A 17126-nucleotide genomic window follows, 5' to 3' on the forward strand; every position below is an offset into this window, starting at 1 on the left:
ATGGAGGAGTTTATAGATAATACGATTATTTACCTTGGACAATATTTTCTCCGAAATAATTCTGAATCTGGATTTTCAGCGGATAAGAGGTGTTTTGGATGGACGGTGGGACAAAAAAGGGATGATAGAATTGAAACTGCTTTATTTTGCACTGGCGTCTGGCACAATTTGCTAAACTTGTACCCGACTTAATTCTGTCCCACAGCCGGTCAAACTTTTATTTTTTTTTAGATAACTGGTTGTTGGATATAACTGATTTTTTGAAAATCATATAAGCAAGCTGTTCAATCGCTTCTTTATTCTCAAGCCCTTTTATCCACATCTTGGGAAAAGACCCGATGCCGTGGAGCGCTCCGCACAGCGCACCCGTTATACAGGCTATGGAATCTGTGTCCCCGCCTGCGTTTACAGCTTCGATTATTGCATTTTCAGGAGATTCAAAGTGCCTCAAGAAACAGTAAAATGCGCTCGGCACGGTTTCATATACCAGACATGAAGTTCCAAGCTTAGCAAATACTTCCCCGGGCTCTTGGGTTATTAACCTGCAGGAAAGCTCAATCCTTTTCCCAAGTTCCATATCATAATTTATTGCCCTGGCAGAAGTTTGCTTTGCGATCTCTAAGCGCTCCATCCCGTTAAGTGCGCATCTGACCCCCACTGCCACCGCTACCGCGCCCGCAACGGCAGCTTTGCTTCTGTGCGTCGGGATGGATGAAAGAGCTGCATTTTCCTCGACTTCCTCAATGTCATCATAGAAAAGCCCGATAGGCGCAGCCCTCATGGCAGAGCCGCATGATGGAATATCACTCCCCGACTCTTTCCAGCTTGTGCCTGAATTCAATCTTTCCAAAGCCCGGGAACTTGAAGGCCCGATTAGCGATTTCCTTGCCGGGTCGTTCAGGGCATCCTCACCCCACTTCGCTACTCTTGCCGCGAAGTCCCAAGCATTGAATCCACCGCACTTGATAATTGACTGCGCAAGAACCATCATCTGTTCCGTGTCATCCGTGTATTGACCGGCTCTGAGTTTCCATCCCGGGCATCCGACTTGTGCTGTGCCGTAATCCGTGACATATCCCCTGCTCAGAATATCCTCTCTGCTTTGCCCTTCGTTCTGTTTCCCAAGCGCATCTCCCATGGCAGCGCCGAGCATGCAGCCGGTATATTTACTTAATTCTTCAAGCTTCATTGTCCCTTTTGACGTCCCGGGCAGCTTCTGTCATCACATCTGTAAGATGCGCCACAGGAGGAGAGTAGGAGGTTTCAAGTCCAGAGAGCTCTTCAGTGGTCAGACCGCAGCAGATAGCCATCCCCAGCGCGTCTATTCTCTCTTTGACGCCGCGTTCTCGGGATATTACCTGCCCTCCGATCAACCTGTTCGAACCATCTTCAAAAATCAGCCTCATGTGGATGGTCCTTCCTCCAGTATAATATCTTGAATTACTTATGCCAAGAGCACTGCCGGCTATAACCCTGATGCCGTGCGCAGCAGCTTTTTGGGAGTTGATGCCAACGCATCCTATGTGAAGACCCCCGAGCACGGTAACCATGGGATTGACCTGGGGTTTCAAAATACTCATCCTTCCCATCAGCCTGTCTGCTATGACCCATGCTTTCTTAATCGAGGAGGATGCCCGGAAAAAGAAATCAGCTCTGCCAGTCACAATATCAATTGCCTGCGTGCATGCTCCGGAGGCAAACACGTTCGGAAGGATGTGACCTGCCTTTTTAACCCGGCATGCCTCGTCTATGACAATCCCGTGCTCTGAAACCTCGATTCCATCTTCTAATGCAAGCCTGACATATGGCTTAAAAGTCGTGCCTTGGAAGACAACCTGGGCTTCTATAGATTCTTCTCCGAATTCGACCGAGGCTGCCTTGCCATTCACGTCTCCTTTGATTCTCCTGGCTTTTTTCCCTGTAATAACCCTGATACCCAGCCCTTCAAGGTGCGCTCGTACAACATCTGCCATTTCCACATCCAGCCAGTCCTGGAGTAATTGGGCTCTCTTTTCAACAACCGTAACCTTCATCCCTCTTTTCAAGCATGCCACGGCCATTTCAAGATCAATTGAGCCTGACCCCAGTATGACGGCATTTCCTGCTCCTTGTGTTCTTAAATATGCATCCAGCTCTTTTGCAGCTCTCAGGGTTTTGGTATGTGCAGAGAAAACCCCGCCAAGCCCTCCATCTTCAATAGCCAGTGCGGAGTGGAAGGTGCCCGTTGCGATGACGAGAAAGTCATACTCCACCTCTTCGCTGCCCACAAAAATCCTGTTGTTGTCGGTGTCGATCCGTGTCACCTCGACTCCATCCCTGATTTCTATACCCATCTCTGTATAATGCACCTTCTTTTCCATTAAAAGATCATCAAAAGACGGAATATCACCTCCCAGCACAAACGGGATGCCGCAGGGGGAATAAGCAATATCGGTATCGCGGGTAAATACCTTGATTTCGTAGTTTGCACCGTGTTTCTTTAACTCCGACGCCACGGGAAGACCACCTGAGCCGCTGCCGATTATAACAAGCCCTGGAGTATTTTTTGCCATAGCACGCCTCTGCCCCTCTAAGCTCTGATTTCTTCCTTTCTTATTTTCTCAACAATGGTTTCTCGAAGAGCTATCAATCCCAGGCTGAATTCAACAGGATACAGGGAAGCACCTTCCAGTTTCTTGTATATATCAGGTAAATTTGAGAAGTTTTGATTTGCTTTCTGCCTTATCTCAGAAAGTGTGGGTCTTTTGCAGACGATTTTCCCATTCTTAACAGCCTTTTCCAGTAAAGGCACTGCATTGTCAATTACTTCGTCTTCCAGCGATATAACATCCTTTTTGAATTTCCCGTTTTCAAAGGTTCGCCAGACAATTTTTTTCCCCGGAAGCGTGGCTTTCACCGTCTCCTCTGAAAGCTTCATCTTGGGAAGATGTTTTCCCTGCTCCACAATATCAGAGAGCTTGTATATCCCGTCAAGGGCTGGAGTGGGTCTGCCTGTGATGAGCTCGGTGCCGACGCCGAACATATCTATTGTTGCGCCTTTTTTCATGAGTTCATCTATTTTCCATTCATTGAGGTCTCCGCTTGCCACTATTTTCACGTAACCAAGACCCGCTTCGTCAAGTATATTTCTGACATGCTTTGAGAGCTCGCTTAGATCCCCGCTGTCAAGCCTGACGCCAAGAAGCTTCTCACCTTTCTTTTCAAGCTCCTTTCCAACGATAACTGCTTTTTTCGCTCCTTCTATGCTGTTATAGGTGTCTATGAGCAGAAAACATTTTTTCGGGAAAGCGTAGGCATAGGCACGGAAGGAGTCAATCTCATGGTCAAAGCTTGTTACGAATGAATGCGCCATTGTTCCAGAAACCGGGATTCCAAGTTTCATGCCCGCAAGTACATTGGACGTGGAAGCGCATCCGCCTATATACGTTGCGCGTGTAGCCTCAAGATGCCCGTCGCCCTGCGCCCTGCGCAAGCCGAACTCTGCAATCGCCCTTCCTCTTGCGGCATGCACGACGCGCGAGGCTTTGGTGGCTATCAACGTTGAGAAGTTCATCTTGTTGAGTATGAAGGTCTCTACAAGCTGTGCTTCGATTATCGGAGCCGTTACCCTGATTATCGGTTCAAGTGGAAAAGCAATGCTTCCTTCTGGCATGGCAAGCATATCGCCTGTGAATCTAAAGCCCAGAAGGAAATCCGTGAACCCTTCATCAAAGCCCTGACTTAGAAGGTATTCGACGTCATCATCCTCAAACTTCAGGCTCTCGATATAATCCAGAACATAGGTTAATCCCGCTGTCACAAGGTATGAGCCGAAGGGTATTTTCCTGACAAAATAGTCGAAGGTTGCCTCAGGATTATGCCCCGAGCTCCAGTATGCCTGCATCATGGTAAGCTGGTAAAGGTCGGTTCTGAGTGCCTCGGTCATATTAATATCTGCTTATTATTTACTTTTAATTAGTTTTTCTAAGGTTTTTAGCTTTTTACTTCTTTTCTTGATATCTTCTATTAGATGAACAAATTTTTCGAGTTTTGTATTGATAATTTTATGAAATTCATCAGCATCATCTGGCAAGCTGTAGTCTTTCACATTCACTCTTGCTTCTTTAGCCGCTTTCAAAATCCAATCTTCTAATCTTGGGCATAAAACGATCAGATTATTTTGAGCATTTTTATCATACAATAGTTTGATATCATCTTTATTTGATTCGATTTTCAATTTTCCAATATAGCTAGGTTGCGCACTGAATGGGTCTTCATCTACCAAACCAATGGATTTTTGCTTTTTAGCTAAATTCTTGCAGACATTGCCTTTATTGCCAGAATGAAATATCTCATTCCTGTGAACTCCCATAGCTCTGACCAGAGCTTCATCGGTATTGCACTCCAGATAAATCATTTTGATTCCAGGAATTTATCTAGATTAAAGAATATACTTGCGTCAAGATCCAATATCAACGGCATCTCTTCTTCCGTGATTGGTTTAACCTTGGTCTGGTAATCTTCATAATACGTTATGAAAATACCAATATCCTTCATAGGAGTTTTTTCTAAAATCGATGAGAGAATATAAGGGTTATGTGTAGAGATGAAATACTGATTAGTTTTATCCAGAGCTATTCTTTCAGCGAGAAATTTAGTATAATATGGAAAAGCATGAGCTTCTGGTTCTTCAAAAATAATTATAGAATCTTTATTTGTCTCAATTGCTACAAGATAAAAAACCACTCTCTGCAAAGTATCGGAAATTAATGAGTAAGGATACGAGATTATTACATCCTCCACCTCTTTTTGGACTTCTATTTTACCTTCTTGGAGTTTTAAAACAATTCTGAGCCCGAATTCATTAAGTATATTAGCCACTGTTTTTCTTAAAGCCTTATTTGTTAAGAGAATTGATTGGAGGTTTTCTCCGTTTAGAGGCAGAAGAAAATCAGACTCTCTTCTTGGGAATGTTTCCATTACTGCAAACTTATAAAATTTAAATGGCGAGAAGCTGGAACTTCCTCCACTCCCGCTACCATCGTAATCTAAATTAAAATCAAAGCGGAAATCTTTTTTCTCTTTATCGCCGCCAGTTCCTACAAACCTCCCCCCTTCATATTTTATCTCATAATATTTATCATCAGCAAATATTTCTATTTTGTCATCTAAATTATTATCATAAAATAAATTAGTAGTATTCACAAATCGGACAATTTTTTTAAGACCAATTCCACCATGAGGGCTCTCGTATGGAAAAGAAAAAATACCGACACTTTCCAGAATATTTGACTTTCCAGTATTAGGCTTGCCTATAAAAACATTAACCCTTTTACATTCCAGCTTTAGATGCTTAATGGACTTGAAATTCTTTATTTCCAGGTTTTCAATCATTTTACTCTCCTTTTCTTTACCACCATATTAATTATTTAACCAATTTATAGTTTTAATCCATAATATTATCTTTCTCCATCTTCAAATATTCTGTTACTCGGTTTATTTTACAACAACATTAATACACTTGGAACTCGACTATGGATAAAATGCCAGCTTCCATGAAAGCAAAACTCAGAGGTCATCACCTGATATGCCTTAATTTTTTCAGGGGTGAGGGCTATTCAGAGGATTTTATTAAGAACATTCATTCAGTCATCAGAAAACAAAAAGTGGAAGTGGTAGCAGGACCTGACGAGGTTTGCAAACGATGCCCCTACCTGATAGAGAATAAATGCGCAGATAATGAATATACCAATGAAAAAATCCTTTTTCAGGATAAAGAAGCCCTGAGACTCCTTGGGTATAAACAAGGCGAGATAATATCATGGAAAACCATTTCTGCTAAATTACCTGGAATTATAGAGGATTGGAAAGCCCAATTCTGTGCGGATTGCAGATACCTGAAGGTGTGTTTTGGTTAAATTTGGGGCTTCAATAAATAAGAATAAAAAACAAACAGCCACCTCCTTCATCTTGTAACTGCGCCGCTGCTTCGCATCGGTGGTGTCTATCGCCTTATGGATGCGCTATAAACGAGCGTGCTGAGGGGGCTGAAAAGTTCTTTTTTGGATCTGGCCATAAATGAAATAAAAGGGGCAGGGAATTGGTATGATGGAGGTTCTTATCTCGTTCTCCGAACTATAATATTTCATAGAATCGACTTTGTATGAAAAATGAGGAGTTTGACTTCTGGGTGTATACATCAGCAAACAAGAATGATCACTTTGAAATGTCAATAGCGATAAGAGATAAATTCACCAATTTGTCCTTTTTTCCTATGGAAATTTTGCAGTTACAAATTCGACTATACAAAACTTGTACGATTTCTATAGATTGATATACCACCACTAAATTCATTATCAATTTCCATATCTTCGGATATAAATTGCGTTATTTTAAAAACTTCAGATGGCCCCAGAGCATTTACATCATCAGTTACTACTATATATGTATAATTTTGATATAAAAGTCTTTTTAAATCATAAGTAGGAGAATATTCTATAACATTTGTATCGTTGCTCTTATAATAAAATTTAAAAGGACCACTATTATAACCTGGAATCAAAATTATATTGCTATTTTTCTCTGCATTTTTTTCAAGAAATTTTGATGCTCCTTTCCAATCATAATTCTCAGATTTATACCAATGGTTTAAAATTGGATAAGTTGATAGTACAACAACAATAATAATCAATATAACGATCAATAGATAAAATTTAGTTAAATCAACCTTTTTCCTAACTCTATTAATGATACTAATTATTCCGTTTGGAATTGTAACAATTCCATGAGACGATATCAAGAGAAATGCTGGTAATGTGAATGAAATATATCTTATATAGAGATTTGAAATAATATTAGTTAGAATTGCTGAAAATGCTATTGGTATAAATAACCAAATTACTAAGAAGATTATGTTCTTTTCATGAAGAGTAAATGTGTCAGAATTTCTTGAAAAACGAAGGAAATCGAATGAAGATAATGTGCCATATAATAATAACCCCAAATACAAATAATAGATGATGTTATTATCACCTACGAATTCGTGCATGATTAAAAAAGTAAATATCTCTCTCATAAATTGGTTCGTAAGATGAGTTTGATACACAAAATTAATATATGACGATCCTGATCTTATTGTCACTTGTGATATAAATTGTTGGAGAATCGGAATTATAAATAGTAAAAAAATACCTATCAATAAAAAAAAATTAAATAAATCTTTAATGTTTTTATGAGATTTCCATATTTTAAATATTATAATTGCAGCCAGGAGTATTACTGTAAAATAATGATTATAAAAACTCAAAATCAATGATATCAGAAAAAGAATTTTATTACCATTGGTGGGCTTTTCCTCCATTTTTAAAAAGAAATAAATAGTAGCCATTGAAAGGAAAATAAACAACGAATAATTTTTAGCATCCTGTGAAAATATTATAGATGTTGGAGATATTGCGAGTAGAAAGGCACTCACCAACCCTTCTTTCTTATTATACAATAATGTACCAATTTTATAAATCATAAAAACTGATAGTATTCCAAAAATCACTGATGGAAATCTAATAATTGTCTCGCTTTTTCCAATTGCAAGTGTAAAATGTAATACCAAATAATACAGAGGAGGTTCGCCAAAAGTCCATGTGGCTATATTCTTTTCAGCCATCAATACGTTGGTGGCTTCATCCAACCATAAACTTTTATTATCCAAATATATTATTCTAAGTATCGAAGATAACAGAATTATGGTAACTAGAATGATAGTAAATAATCTGTGATTCTGGTCTGTCACGCAAGGATTACGTATTGTCGAGGTCGTATCGCAGTTCATTTCAACTTCAACAATTTTCTTATTTCTTTTCTTATTTTTTCGATCAGAATAAGAACTTGAGTCCATGGAAAACTGTTCACCTTTTCAGTAGGCATTAAATTATGTTACTATATTTAAACATAATGCTCTCTCTGGCTGAGGCGTCAATTTAACTTTTAAACCGGGGTTAACTGCTATCTCTATTATCTCGATATCCATTTCGCTGCAGGTTTTACAGATGATGCCCTTCGGCAATCATTGCGACATCGTGCCCTCCTGAGGCGCGACTCGGGGCGTTCATAAACCGAGACTTCGGTTTACGCAGTGTTGGGGTATGCGAAGCATACCCGATAAAACTTTCATAAGTTTTTTCATCTGCGGTTTATAAATTCCTATACGTCAAGAAGCCTGAGGGCTTTATTCGGGCAAACTATAACGCAGCGCAGACATTGGGTGCACTTATCGTGATTTATCCTTGTAATACCATCGAGGCGGGATAGCGCTCCGCTATCACATGCGCTATCACACCTGCCGCATTTCATGCACCCAAGTACTGTTATAGAACTGTTCATCGATTTGAGAAGCTATTTATGCTCATATGTATAGATAGGTTTTGTCTAAATTCTGCAAAACATGGATTGTTATGCCAAGATCAATTCCCGAAATGATCCGAGGAGATTTCAAATGCGAGGATACCGCAAAGTGCATCCTGGGGCTAAAGAATATTGACATTGAGGCTTACAAGGTACTTGTTACTAAAGGACCGATGACTGCAGAACACCTTGGAGAAATTTTAAAAAGGGAACGGAGCACAGCTTATCGTTCGCTCCAGAATTTAATGGCATGCGGGCTTGTGCATCGCGAAACCAGAACCATCAGTGCTGGCGGCTACTACTATGACTACATTGCCCTCTCTCCTTCCAGGATGAAAGAGATGGTTCAGGGGAACATCGATGCATGGTATGATAAAATGAAGAAGCTTGTAGCTCAGATCGATAAGGATATTATGAAATAGATTGTAATATTATCCCCAACTACCTATAGCTGGACAAATATATGAAAATAGAAAAACTCCACATAGAGAATTATAAAAGCATTAAAAATATTGATTTAAATCTCAATGGAAATTTCAATATTCTAATCGGAAAAAACACTGTAGGAAAGTCAAATGTAATCGATGCTCTGCTGTTTCTTTCTGAAATTGCACTTAACCAAAATATTGTAAATGTATTAACATCTCGTGGAGGTTATCAAGAAGTTGTCTTTGGTAAAGATGTCCAAAATGAAATAATATTATCTCTTGAAATTCGCCTCTCGGAAGAAGATAAGAATTTTTTATTCTCTAATTTGTCACTCCAAGATATTTCATTTGAAGAATTTAAAAATAATATTTCTGATATAATAAGATATAAAATCAAACTATCTTTCCCTGAACAATTAATTCAAGATGTACTCTATATTTATTTTAAAGAACAAGAAATTCTATATTCTGGGAATATTAGGGATGAAAAAACAGGCATGCATTCTCTAAAAATTATTAAAAGTTTTGCGGATGGTTATAAAAAAGGAGACTGGAATTTGGTATCGATTGGGGGAAGATCCCCACCTTATTCTCTTTTATATTCTATAACCAGATACGGACAAATCACACCGGAAATGAAATTATTGTTGATGGTTAGCGATTATTTTGAATTATTTAGAAAATTAAATCCTGTTAGAGAAAGCCCTGAAATAGCAAATATTCGAGGAGATTATCGGCTGAATCCAGACGCAAAGAATTTACCTCAACTTTTGAATACTTTGGCATCTTCAAATAGAGAAATTTTTGATAGAATAGTGCAAAGTGTAAAAGACATAATTGACGAGATTATAGAAATCCGTGTACCATTAAGAGAAGGGTCACAGGAAGTATATCTCTCTATAAAAGAGCATCCATTTGACAGAACAGAATTTATGTGGAAAAATGTATCTTCTGGGACTAAAGAAATTATCTACCTACTTACATTACTTCATTCAACTCCTAAAGGAAGTTTATTAGTTATTGAGGAACCTGGATCGCATCTTCATGGAGATGCTATTTCTAAGTTTATGTCTCTAATCGATGAAATCTCAGTAGAAGATGATAAGCAGTTTATTTTAACAACCCATTCCACAATACTCATCGATAATGTACCTTATGAGAATTTATTTGTCGTAATAAAAAATGCAGGCAAAACTGAAATAGTAGCATTAAAGGAGTTCTCCAAAGTAGACGAAATAATGGCTCAGGCAGGTGTTCCTGCAAGTTGGATTTTGATGACTCATACTCCTTCTTTTGTATTCCTGATTAGTGGAAGAGACGATTTCGAAATTTGGACTCAATTTTTCATTAAAAATGGAATGAATCCTAAAGAGCAAAAGATTAGTATTGTAAGTTGTGGAGATGGAAATGGAGGAGGATTTGAGAGACTTATAGTAGCAGGTAAATTATTTGAAAAAATTAGATTGCCTATTCCCTTCATGATTATAGAAGATTCAGACAATAGAAAGAAAGAAAAAGAAGAAAGATTAAAGCAATATTTTTCCACCAAGGAATTCCATGTTTTATCCGAAAAAGAAATAGAAGATTACCTTATTGACCCTATAGCAATATCAAAACTGACAGGCAAAGATATTGGTGAGGTAGAAAAAGTAATTGAAACCTCGAAGAGTGGCGGGAAAGAAAAACTGGATAATATTTTTAGGAAACTTAATTTATCGAAGCCAAATGAACAAACAAAAGCCTATCTTGTTAATCATATTGATAAAATTCCTGATGAAATTTTACAAATTATGAATAAAGTAAAAGAAAAAATTAAATAAAGTGATCTTTATTATGAAATAACACCGAAAATATCCCGGCACACTTCTTCCGTTTTTTCCCTGAATTCTTTCTGCGAAAAACCCATCATCGCCGCAGCAAACATGGCGCCTCCTGCCCCTACTCCTTCCTTCACATCGCCCTTCTCGTACATCCGAAGCCCCGGGAACCTCGAATTTCCAAAGCCCGGGTCGGCTGCAAATGCCTCGTAGCCAAGAACATCGGTCATTTCCCTGAAATTGGCGCTTGGGTCGTTGGCAACGTAACAGGTAGTTGCGATTGAAACATCCCTCTTGAGGTCAAGATGTTTAATTATGCCAAGAACCGAGACCATCTGCGTTCCTCCTGCAAGGAGCGTCTTTGTGTCAAGCCCGTCCACGAGTCCCGCTGCCGCCGCCATCATGGGATCGCCGAGACACTCAACGGCGAGGAGAGGCTGGTTTCTTAAACTTCCGAATGTTATTCCTGCACGCTTCATCCCTTCCGATACCACCGAGTTTTTAAGGTTAAGGGGGTTTTGCGGAAAACTGGAGGAAACTTTACCATCATACCCAAGGGCTTTCATCACCCCGAGGGCAGTGGTAGTTCCGCCAGGCACACTTTCGCCTATTATTACAAAATCAGAAAATTTTGCCAGCTTTTTTCCGAGCGCCTGACATTTTTTATAAATATCCAGAGCATCCGCAACGGCATGTGGTTTTCGAATATCCCCGCCGGGCTGGGCGTTAATATCCAATGTAGGCACCTTTGGACGGATGCGCAGCCCTGAGTTGATAAAAAGACATGGAATCCCCGTGAGCAGCATTGCCGCCCTCGTCAAAACCGCTGGCGTCGGGGCACCCGAGGGTGTCATTGCAGGCTCGCTGATACTTATGGCGTTACCAGTTTCCACAAGCTCGGCATCCGCTGCTGGAGTATAGTCTGTAAGCTCCGGGGATTTTCCTGCCGCGGATATATTCGGGATCTTGGCAGTCTCTGTATTAGCAAGGATGCATACGAACAATGGTTTTTCGGGGCTGAAATCCGGGTAAGGTTTAACCCACATCTAATTATAATTCACTTGATGTTTCAATATGAATAGAAACCGGAGTTTTTACAAGGCTTCCCATTTTTGCACCTATCATGTTTTCTATTCCTTTTTCTGCTGCAATGTCCACGATTCGCTGGGTTATCACCCCATCAAATACAACGCTCTTGACATTGCCGTTTGAGTCCTTTAATGCAGATGCTAAGTCGCGGACAGGCACTTCGCTTATGGTGTTATTTTGTTCATCGATGAGCCTCGCGCTGAGCGTGCCCTTCAATTGAGTTATATGTTCCTGGAAAGGACTTTCTTTAATCTCCTTCTCTTCTTTCGGTTCTTCCCTTACCCTGGGTTTTTCAGCTTCTACAGCTTCAAACTCTGCAAGCTCTTCCTTGGCAGGTTTCATTTCATTCTCTTCAGGAACCTCGGATACTCCCTTTCCGGCTGTCTTTTTCCGTGTTGCAGCCACGATGGCAAGTCTTCTCTTCTTGCCGACCTGATAATAATCAAGTGCCTGCTCTACAGGTATTTTCTGCCTTAACGATTTCACAATCTCTTTCTGGACAAGCTCTTCAACACCCTTCCCATCAGGGGCGCGCGCAATGTAATCAATGTCTGCAACCTGGAGAAGTTCTTTTATAATCAGCTCTCCCCCCCTGTCGCCGTCGGTAAAAGCCGTAACGGTCTTTTTCCTGCATAGATCCATCACTGCCTGTGGCACGTTGGTACCGCCAACTGCGATGGAGTTCTTAATGCCGTACCTTAGAAGGTTCAGCACATCCGCACGACCCTCAACCACGATTATGGCATCCGATTCAAGCACATTGGGTCCCATCGGGATATTATCCTTTCCGTACGTGGTCATCTCCTCTATTCTGACCGACTGCCTCACTTCATCTACGATTTCCTGGCTTTCGGGGAGCATCTCATCGAACATCGCAGTAAGAATCTGCTTTGCGCGGTCTACTACCTGTTTTCTTTTTGAAGACCTTACATCTTCTATTTTTGACACACTGATGTTTGAAATGCAGGGACCAATCCTGTCAATAGTTTCAAGGCTGGCGGCAAGGACTGCTGTTTCAACCTTATCAAGACTTGAGGGTATTTCTATAGTTCCCGTTGATTTGCCCATGTTTGATTTAATATTGACCTCAAGCCTTCCTATTCTCCCGCTCTTCTGCAATTCCCTGAGGTCAAGGTCACTGCCTATTAGACCTTCTGTCTGTCCGAATATCGCCCCAACAACGTCCGGTCGTTCAATGACTCCGTCTGCTTTTATTGTAGCATGAATAATATATTTTGTTGTATCTGAATTTTGCATGTTTATTGCCTCCCTAAGAACAGTGTTAGAAAAAGAGTTTCATCGGTTGAGACAAGGCTATCTTTGACGTCTTTATCCTGAAACTAATAAATTGTGTACTAGTTTCAGTCTGTTTATTTTACATTTCAAACCGGAAATAACAAGTAACATTGATTTATCAGGTCACAATTAGTGTTTGTGACCCCCATGTAATTGTGAATATCTAATCCTAACTACTTTTCTTTGGATGATCATTTGCATGGATGTTATTATGTTGCATCCATGCATGCACTACTCTTATTGTATGAATTACCTTAAAAACATTGTGGTCTGAAAATAGTATTCACCTGGATGTTTCATTTTTTTTAAATCGATTTTCTTATACTCAGGAAAAGTATTTTAATCAGCAGTATTATAGAATACCGTAGGTAAGATACCTATTTCGGAGTTAATTTTAAATACTATTGGAGCTATCGTCGGCTTCCCCAACGAGAGAAAAAAATGCCAGAATATACGTTATTCTTAGGTTGCATCATCCCGGCACGTTTTCCTTTCATGGAAAAGTCAACACGGCTCGTTTTATCCAGGCTCGGCTGTGTTCTGCACGACCTTCCCGGCGCGACCTGCTGCCCCACAAAAAGCATAGTCAAGCCACTGGGAGACATGGCATGGTACGTCACAGCAGCCAGAAACCTCGCCCTTGCGGAAAAAGCCGGGCACGATTTACTCATTCCATGCAACGGATGCTACAGCACATTGAAATCCGTGGAGGTTGAACTGCGGGTAAATCCCCTTCTTCGCGAGCAGGTGAATAACATACTATCATCTGCTGATCTGGAATATAAGGGAACCATAGAGGTAAAGCATCTTGTTGAAGTACTGCATGATGAAATAGGCATCCCTAAAATAAAACAGCACATCATCAAGCCATTTGACGGCATGAAAATCGCAGCGCATGCAGGCTGCCACATGCTCCGCCCAAGCTCTTCCATATTCTTTGACGACCCGAATAAACCAAAAAAGTTCGATGCATTGATAGAAGCCCTTGGAGCAAAGAGCATAGAATATGAGACCAAGATGTTATGCTGCGGCGGGAATCTGAATGCCGCTGACGAACCCGATGAAGCCACAGCCCTTGCACGCATGAAATTACTTGAGGTCACAAAAAAAGCAGATGCCATTTCGCTCACCTGCCCCTCGTGCTTCATGCAGTACGATTCCAGGCAATACCTGATGCAGAAAAGCGGAGAAAAACTCCATGTGCCCGTGCTCTACTACCCCGAATTAGTTGGTCTTGCCATGGGCTTCACGCCTGACGAGCTCGGGATGGACATGCACAGGATAGACGCCGCAGAGTTCCTGTCCAAGTGGGATTCAAGATACAAATATCTAAAAACGCTCAAAGAGGTATTTGACCTGCCCTCTATTCGCAAATGCTACGAGTGCGGAGCATGCGTTAACGATTGTCCTGTTGTGAAGATAACCCCTGAATTCAATCCCAATGAGATTATAGGCAGGTTGCTGTCTGGAGAGCTTGAGGCTGTAATCGACTCCCACAATATATGGCGGTGTGTGGATTGCTATACCTGCTATGAACTCTGCCCGCAGAAAATGGGAATGAACAAGGTATTTGATAAGCTAAAGCAACTGGCGCTTGAAAAAGGAAAGGGGCCGAAAGGCTTTGCCGCAAGTATCGAGATGTTCAGGAAGGAAGGGAGACTGGGCGAGCCCACATCTGTTAGAAAGAAACTGAAACTTCCTGAGCCTCCAAAGAGCGGGGGAGAGGAATTAAAAAAATTATTGCTAATAGTAAAAGGAGAAGAAAATGAAGTGTGATAATTTGATGAACTCGAGGGAAATCAATCCATATAGACGCGTTCATCAAAAAATACCATCCGGGTGTGCGATTTCCGGACTGATGAGTGAAGAAGGCAGACGCATTGGCGGCAGTGTGATACTAAAATCCATCGCCTGCATGCACGACCGCTCAAACGGGCTTGGAGGAGGTTTCGCGGCCTATGGTATTTATCCGAAACGAAAACATCAGTATGCTTTCCACATGATGTACGATAACATGGCAGCAAAAGAGGCCACTGAAGAATTCTTCAAGGATGTCTTCAACGTTGATACGGATGAACCCATTCCCACACACAAGGAGGACGGGGTATCAAATCCCCCTATACTCTGGAGATACTTCCTTGAGGTGCCTGAGAACAAGCTTGAGTTCCTCTCAGAACGGGATTATGTCATGAAGATCGTCATGAGGATAAACTCAGAGATAGAAGGTGCATTTGTGGCATCAAGCGGAAAGAACATGGGTGCCTTCAAAGGCGTGGGATACCCCGAAAATATCGGCAAGTTCTATAAACTGGAGGATTACAGCGCGTATATCTGGACAGCCCACGGCAGGTTCCCCACCAATACGCCCGGCTGGTGGGGAGGGGCTCATCCATTTACGCTCCTTGACTGGTCTGTGGTGCACAATGGCGAGATTTCATCGTATGGAATTAACAAGCGCTACCTTGAGATGTTCGGGTACAAGCTTGAACTGCGGACTGATACCGAAGTTATTGCATATCTTTTTGACCTGCTTGTGAGAAGGCATAAGCTTCCGATAGAAAAAGCTGTTACGGCACTTGCCTCGCCGTTCTGGAAAGACATAGACCGCATGGAGCCTGAGCAAAAAAAAATTTCCACAGCAATCAGGCAGGTATATGGAAGTACGCTTTTAAATGGCCCATTCAGCATAATCCTCGGTCACAGCAACGGCATGATAGGCTTAAACGACAGGATAAAACTTCGCCCCATGACTGCAGCACGAAAGGACGACATGCTCTACATGGCATCCGAAGAATCGGCAATACGGGAAATCGCTCCCGACCTTGATGAGGTGTGGAGCCCGAGGGCAGGCACGGCTGTGATTGGCACCCTGAAAACGGAGGTGGAATGATGGAATCACAGCTTCCTGCAGAGTTCACCGTGAACGTTGACCATGAAAGGTGCCGGAGGTGCAAGCGCTGTGTGATAAACTGCAGTTTCAACGCGATTGAATTTAAGGACAAAGTCACGCCGAATCACCTACCAGGAGGGTGAGAATGACGAGTTCGTAACCCCTACCGTCGTTGTCGATGGAAACGGGAAGCCCCAAGGATCCATCCGGAGTGGTGATGCGGTTATCTTTGCGAATTTCCGCGCGGACCGAGCACGGCAACTCACCCGGGCATTGGCCGATCCACGCTTTGCGGAATTTGAGCGGAAAGACCCACCTGCTCTACTCGGCTTTGTCACCATGACCGAATATGATGCCACATTTCCCTACCCGGTAGTCTTTCCTCCCGAAAACCTCACCCAAACGCTGGGCGAACACTACTCGCGTCTCGGGTACCGACAGCTGCGGATTGCCGAAACGGAAAAGTACGCCCACGTCACCTATTTTTTCAGCGGCGGCCGTGAGAAACCTTTCGAGAACGAGGAAAGGATCCTCATTCCATCTCCAAGAGATGTGCCCACTTATGACCACAAGCCGGAGATGAGTGCGATTCCTTTGACCGATGCCGTTCTCTCTCAGATCGACTCTTCTCGTTTCGACCTGATCATCCTCAATTATGCAAATCTGGATATGGTGGGCCACACCGGGGTTATTCCGGCTGCAATTAAGGCGTGTGAGACCGTGGACAAACAACTCGGCAGAGTTATCGCAGCGCTCTCCCGGATTGGCGGAAACGCTATCATCACCGCCGATCACGGCAATGCCGAGTGTATGATTGATCCCGAAACCGGAGGGCCCCACACAGCACACACGTCCAACAAGGTCCCCTGTATCATCGTCGGCGATTCTGCACGGGGCCGACCGATCAGGACGGAAGGAATCCTTGCCGATGTTGCTCCCACCATCCTCAAGCTCGCAGGCCTCCCATTGCCCCAGGAAATGACAGGCGAATCTTTGCTGGGAGACTGACAGCCTCCGGGCTGCAGGAAATCTTCCATTACGATCCACTTAGGAAAGAAACATGAAGGCCCGGCCTGCAAGGGTCTTGAGATCTTTACAGTGGAAAGTCGCGGTCTTGAAAAATTAATTGGCCGGAATAACCAGTGAAGAGCCCACTTTCAAACGATGGGGATCGGGAATCCGGTTGGCTTTGAGAAGAGAGGAGATTCCAATTCCATAGCGGACGGC

The 17126-nt window shown here is 42.2% G+C and carries 16 protein-coding genes; 7 read left to right on the forward strand and 9 right to left on the reverse strand.

From position 1 onward, the window contains the following. The coding region (locus tag O8C68_03860) for an ISNCY family transposase (GenBank protein MCZ7394943.1) at positions 1–192 on the forward strand (192 nt) is incomplete at its 5' end. A gap of 25 nt (positions 193–217) precedes the next feature. On the opposite strand, the gene O8C68_03865 is transcribed toward O8C68_03860, so the two are convergent. Genes O8C68_03865 through O8C68_03885 form a run of 5 tightly spaced genes read right to left on the reverse strand, consistent with a single transcriptional unit; the run spans position 218 to position 5373 of the window. After that, complete coding sequence (locus O8C68_03865) at positions 218–1189, reverse strand: ADP-ribosylglycohydrolase family protein (protein ID MCZ7394944.1); 972 nt, start codon at positions 1187–1189, stop codon at positions 218–220. After that, entirely contained in the window at positions 1179–2552 is a 1374-nt protein-coding gene (locus tag O8C68_03870) for an FAD-dependent oxidoreductase (GenBank protein MCZ7394945.1), read from the reverse strand. Before O8C68_03870 ends, O8C68_03865 begins: the two co-directional genes overlap by 11 nt. 17 nt (positions 2553–2569) lie before the next feature. After that, positions 2570–3925, reverse strand: coding sequence for a nicotinate phosphoribosyltransferase (locus O8C68_03875; GenBank protein ID MCZ7394946.1), 1356 nt, complete (start codon positions 3923–3925; stop codon positions 2570–2572). Positions 3926–3940: 15 nt separating this feature from the next. Then, positions 3941–4396: a hypothetical protein gene (locus O8C68_03880; GenBank protein MCZ7394947.1), complete on the reverse strand. Its 456-nt coding sequence runs from the start codon at positions 4394–4396 to the stop codon at positions 3941–3943. Next, positions 4393–5373, reverse strand: a complete 981-nt coding sequence (locus O8C68_03885) for an AAA family ATPase (GenBank protein ID MCZ7394948.1) — start codon at positions 5371–5373, stop codon at positions 4393–4395. Before O8C68_03885 ends, O8C68_03880 begins: the two co-directional genes overlap by 4 nt. A gap of 149 nt (positions 5374–5522) precedes the next feature. Here O8C68_03885 and O8C68_03890 point away from each other — a divergent pair, with 149 nt between their 5' ends. Beyond that, positions 5523–5897, forward strand: a complete 375-nt coding sequence (locus tag O8C68_03890) for a DUF1284 domain-containing protein (GenBank protein MCZ7394949.1) — start codon at positions 5523–5525, stop codon at positions 5895–5897. Positions 5898–6280: 383 nt separating this feature from the next. Here the strand turns inward: O8C68_03890 and O8C68_03895 are convergent, their stop codons facing one another. Then, on the reverse strand, positions 6281–7642 hold the full coding sequence (locus tag O8C68_03895; protein MCZ7394950.1) for a glycosyltransferase family 39 protein: 1362 nt from the start codon (positions 7640–7642) through the stop codon (positions 6281–6283). A gap of 536 nt (positions 7643–8178) precedes the next feature. After that, positions 8179–8358 (reverse strand): 4Fe-4S binding protein, encoded by a 180-nt coding sequence (locus tag O8C68_03900; protein ID MCZ7394951.1) that lies wholly within the window; start codon positions 8356–8358, stop codon positions 8179–8181. A 71-nt stretch (positions 8359–8429) separates the two neighbouring features. Between O8C68_03900 and O8C68_03905 the strand changes: the two genes are divergently transcribed. Together O8C68_03905 and O8C68_03910 are read left to right on the forward strand one after the other, a co-directional pair. Continuing rightward, positions 8430–8801: a TrmB family transcriptional regulator gene (locus O8C68_03905; GenBank protein MCZ7394952.1), complete on the forward strand. Its 372-nt coding sequence runs from the start codon at positions 8430–8432 to the stop codon at positions 8799–8801. A gap of 41 nt (positions 8802–8842) precedes the next feature. Next, positions 8843–10627, forward strand: a complete 1785-nt coding sequence (locus tag O8C68_03910; GenBank protein ID MCZ7394953.1) for an AAA family ATPase — start codon at positions 8843–8845, stop codon at positions 10625–10627. An 11-nt stretch (positions 10628–10638) separates the two neighbouring features. Here the strand turns inward: O8C68_03910 and O8C68_03915 are convergent, their stop codons facing one another. Together O8C68_03915 and dnaG are read right to left on the reverse strand one after the other, a co-directional pair. Next, positions 10639–11670, reverse strand: coding sequence for a TIGR00303 family protein (locus O8C68_03915; GenBank protein MCZ7394954.1), 1032 nt, complete (start codon positions 11668–11670; stop codon positions 10639–10641). A gap of 4 nt (positions 11671–11674) precedes the next feature. Continuing rightward, complete coding sequence (gene dnaG / locus O8C68_03920) at positions 11675–12970, reverse strand: DNA primase DnaG (protein ID MCZ7394955.1); 1296 nt, start codon at positions 12968–12970, stop codon at positions 11675–11677. 480 nt (positions 12971–13450) lie between these two features. Between dnaG and O8C68_03925 the strand changes: the two genes are divergently transcribed. The 3 genes from O8C68_03925 (at position 13451) to gpmI (ending at position 16907) form a co-directional block, all read left to right on the forward strand. Then, positions 13451–14785, forward strand: coding sequence for a heterodisulfide reductase-related iron-sulfur binding cluster (locus O8C68_03925; GenBank protein ID MCZ7394956.1), 1335 nt, complete (start codon positions 13451–13453; stop codon positions 14783–14785). Next, positions 14775–15899 carry a glutamine amidotransferase family protein gene (locus tag O8C68_03930; protein MCZ7394957.1) on the forward strand — a complete coding sequence of 375 codons (1125 nt, stop codon included), beginning with the start codon at positions 14775–14777 and terminating at the stop codon, positions 15897–15899. Before O8C68_03925 ends, O8C68_03930 begins: the two co-directional genes overlap by 11 nt. 96 nt (positions 15900–15995) lie before the next feature. Further along, positions 15996–16907, forward strand: a complete 912-nt coding sequence (gpmI, locus tag O8C68_03935) for a 2,3-bisphosphoglycerate-independent phosphoglycerate mutase (protein ID MCZ7394958.1) — start codon at positions 15996–15998, stop codon at positions 16905–16907. The last annotated feature ends 219 nt before the right edge of the window (positions 16908–17126 follow it).

The sequence above is a fragment of the Candidatus Methanoperedens sp. genome, assembly GCA_027460525.1.
Taxonomy (GTDB): Archaea; Halobacteriota; Methanosarcinia; order Methanosarcinales; family Methanoperedenaceae; genus Methanoperedens.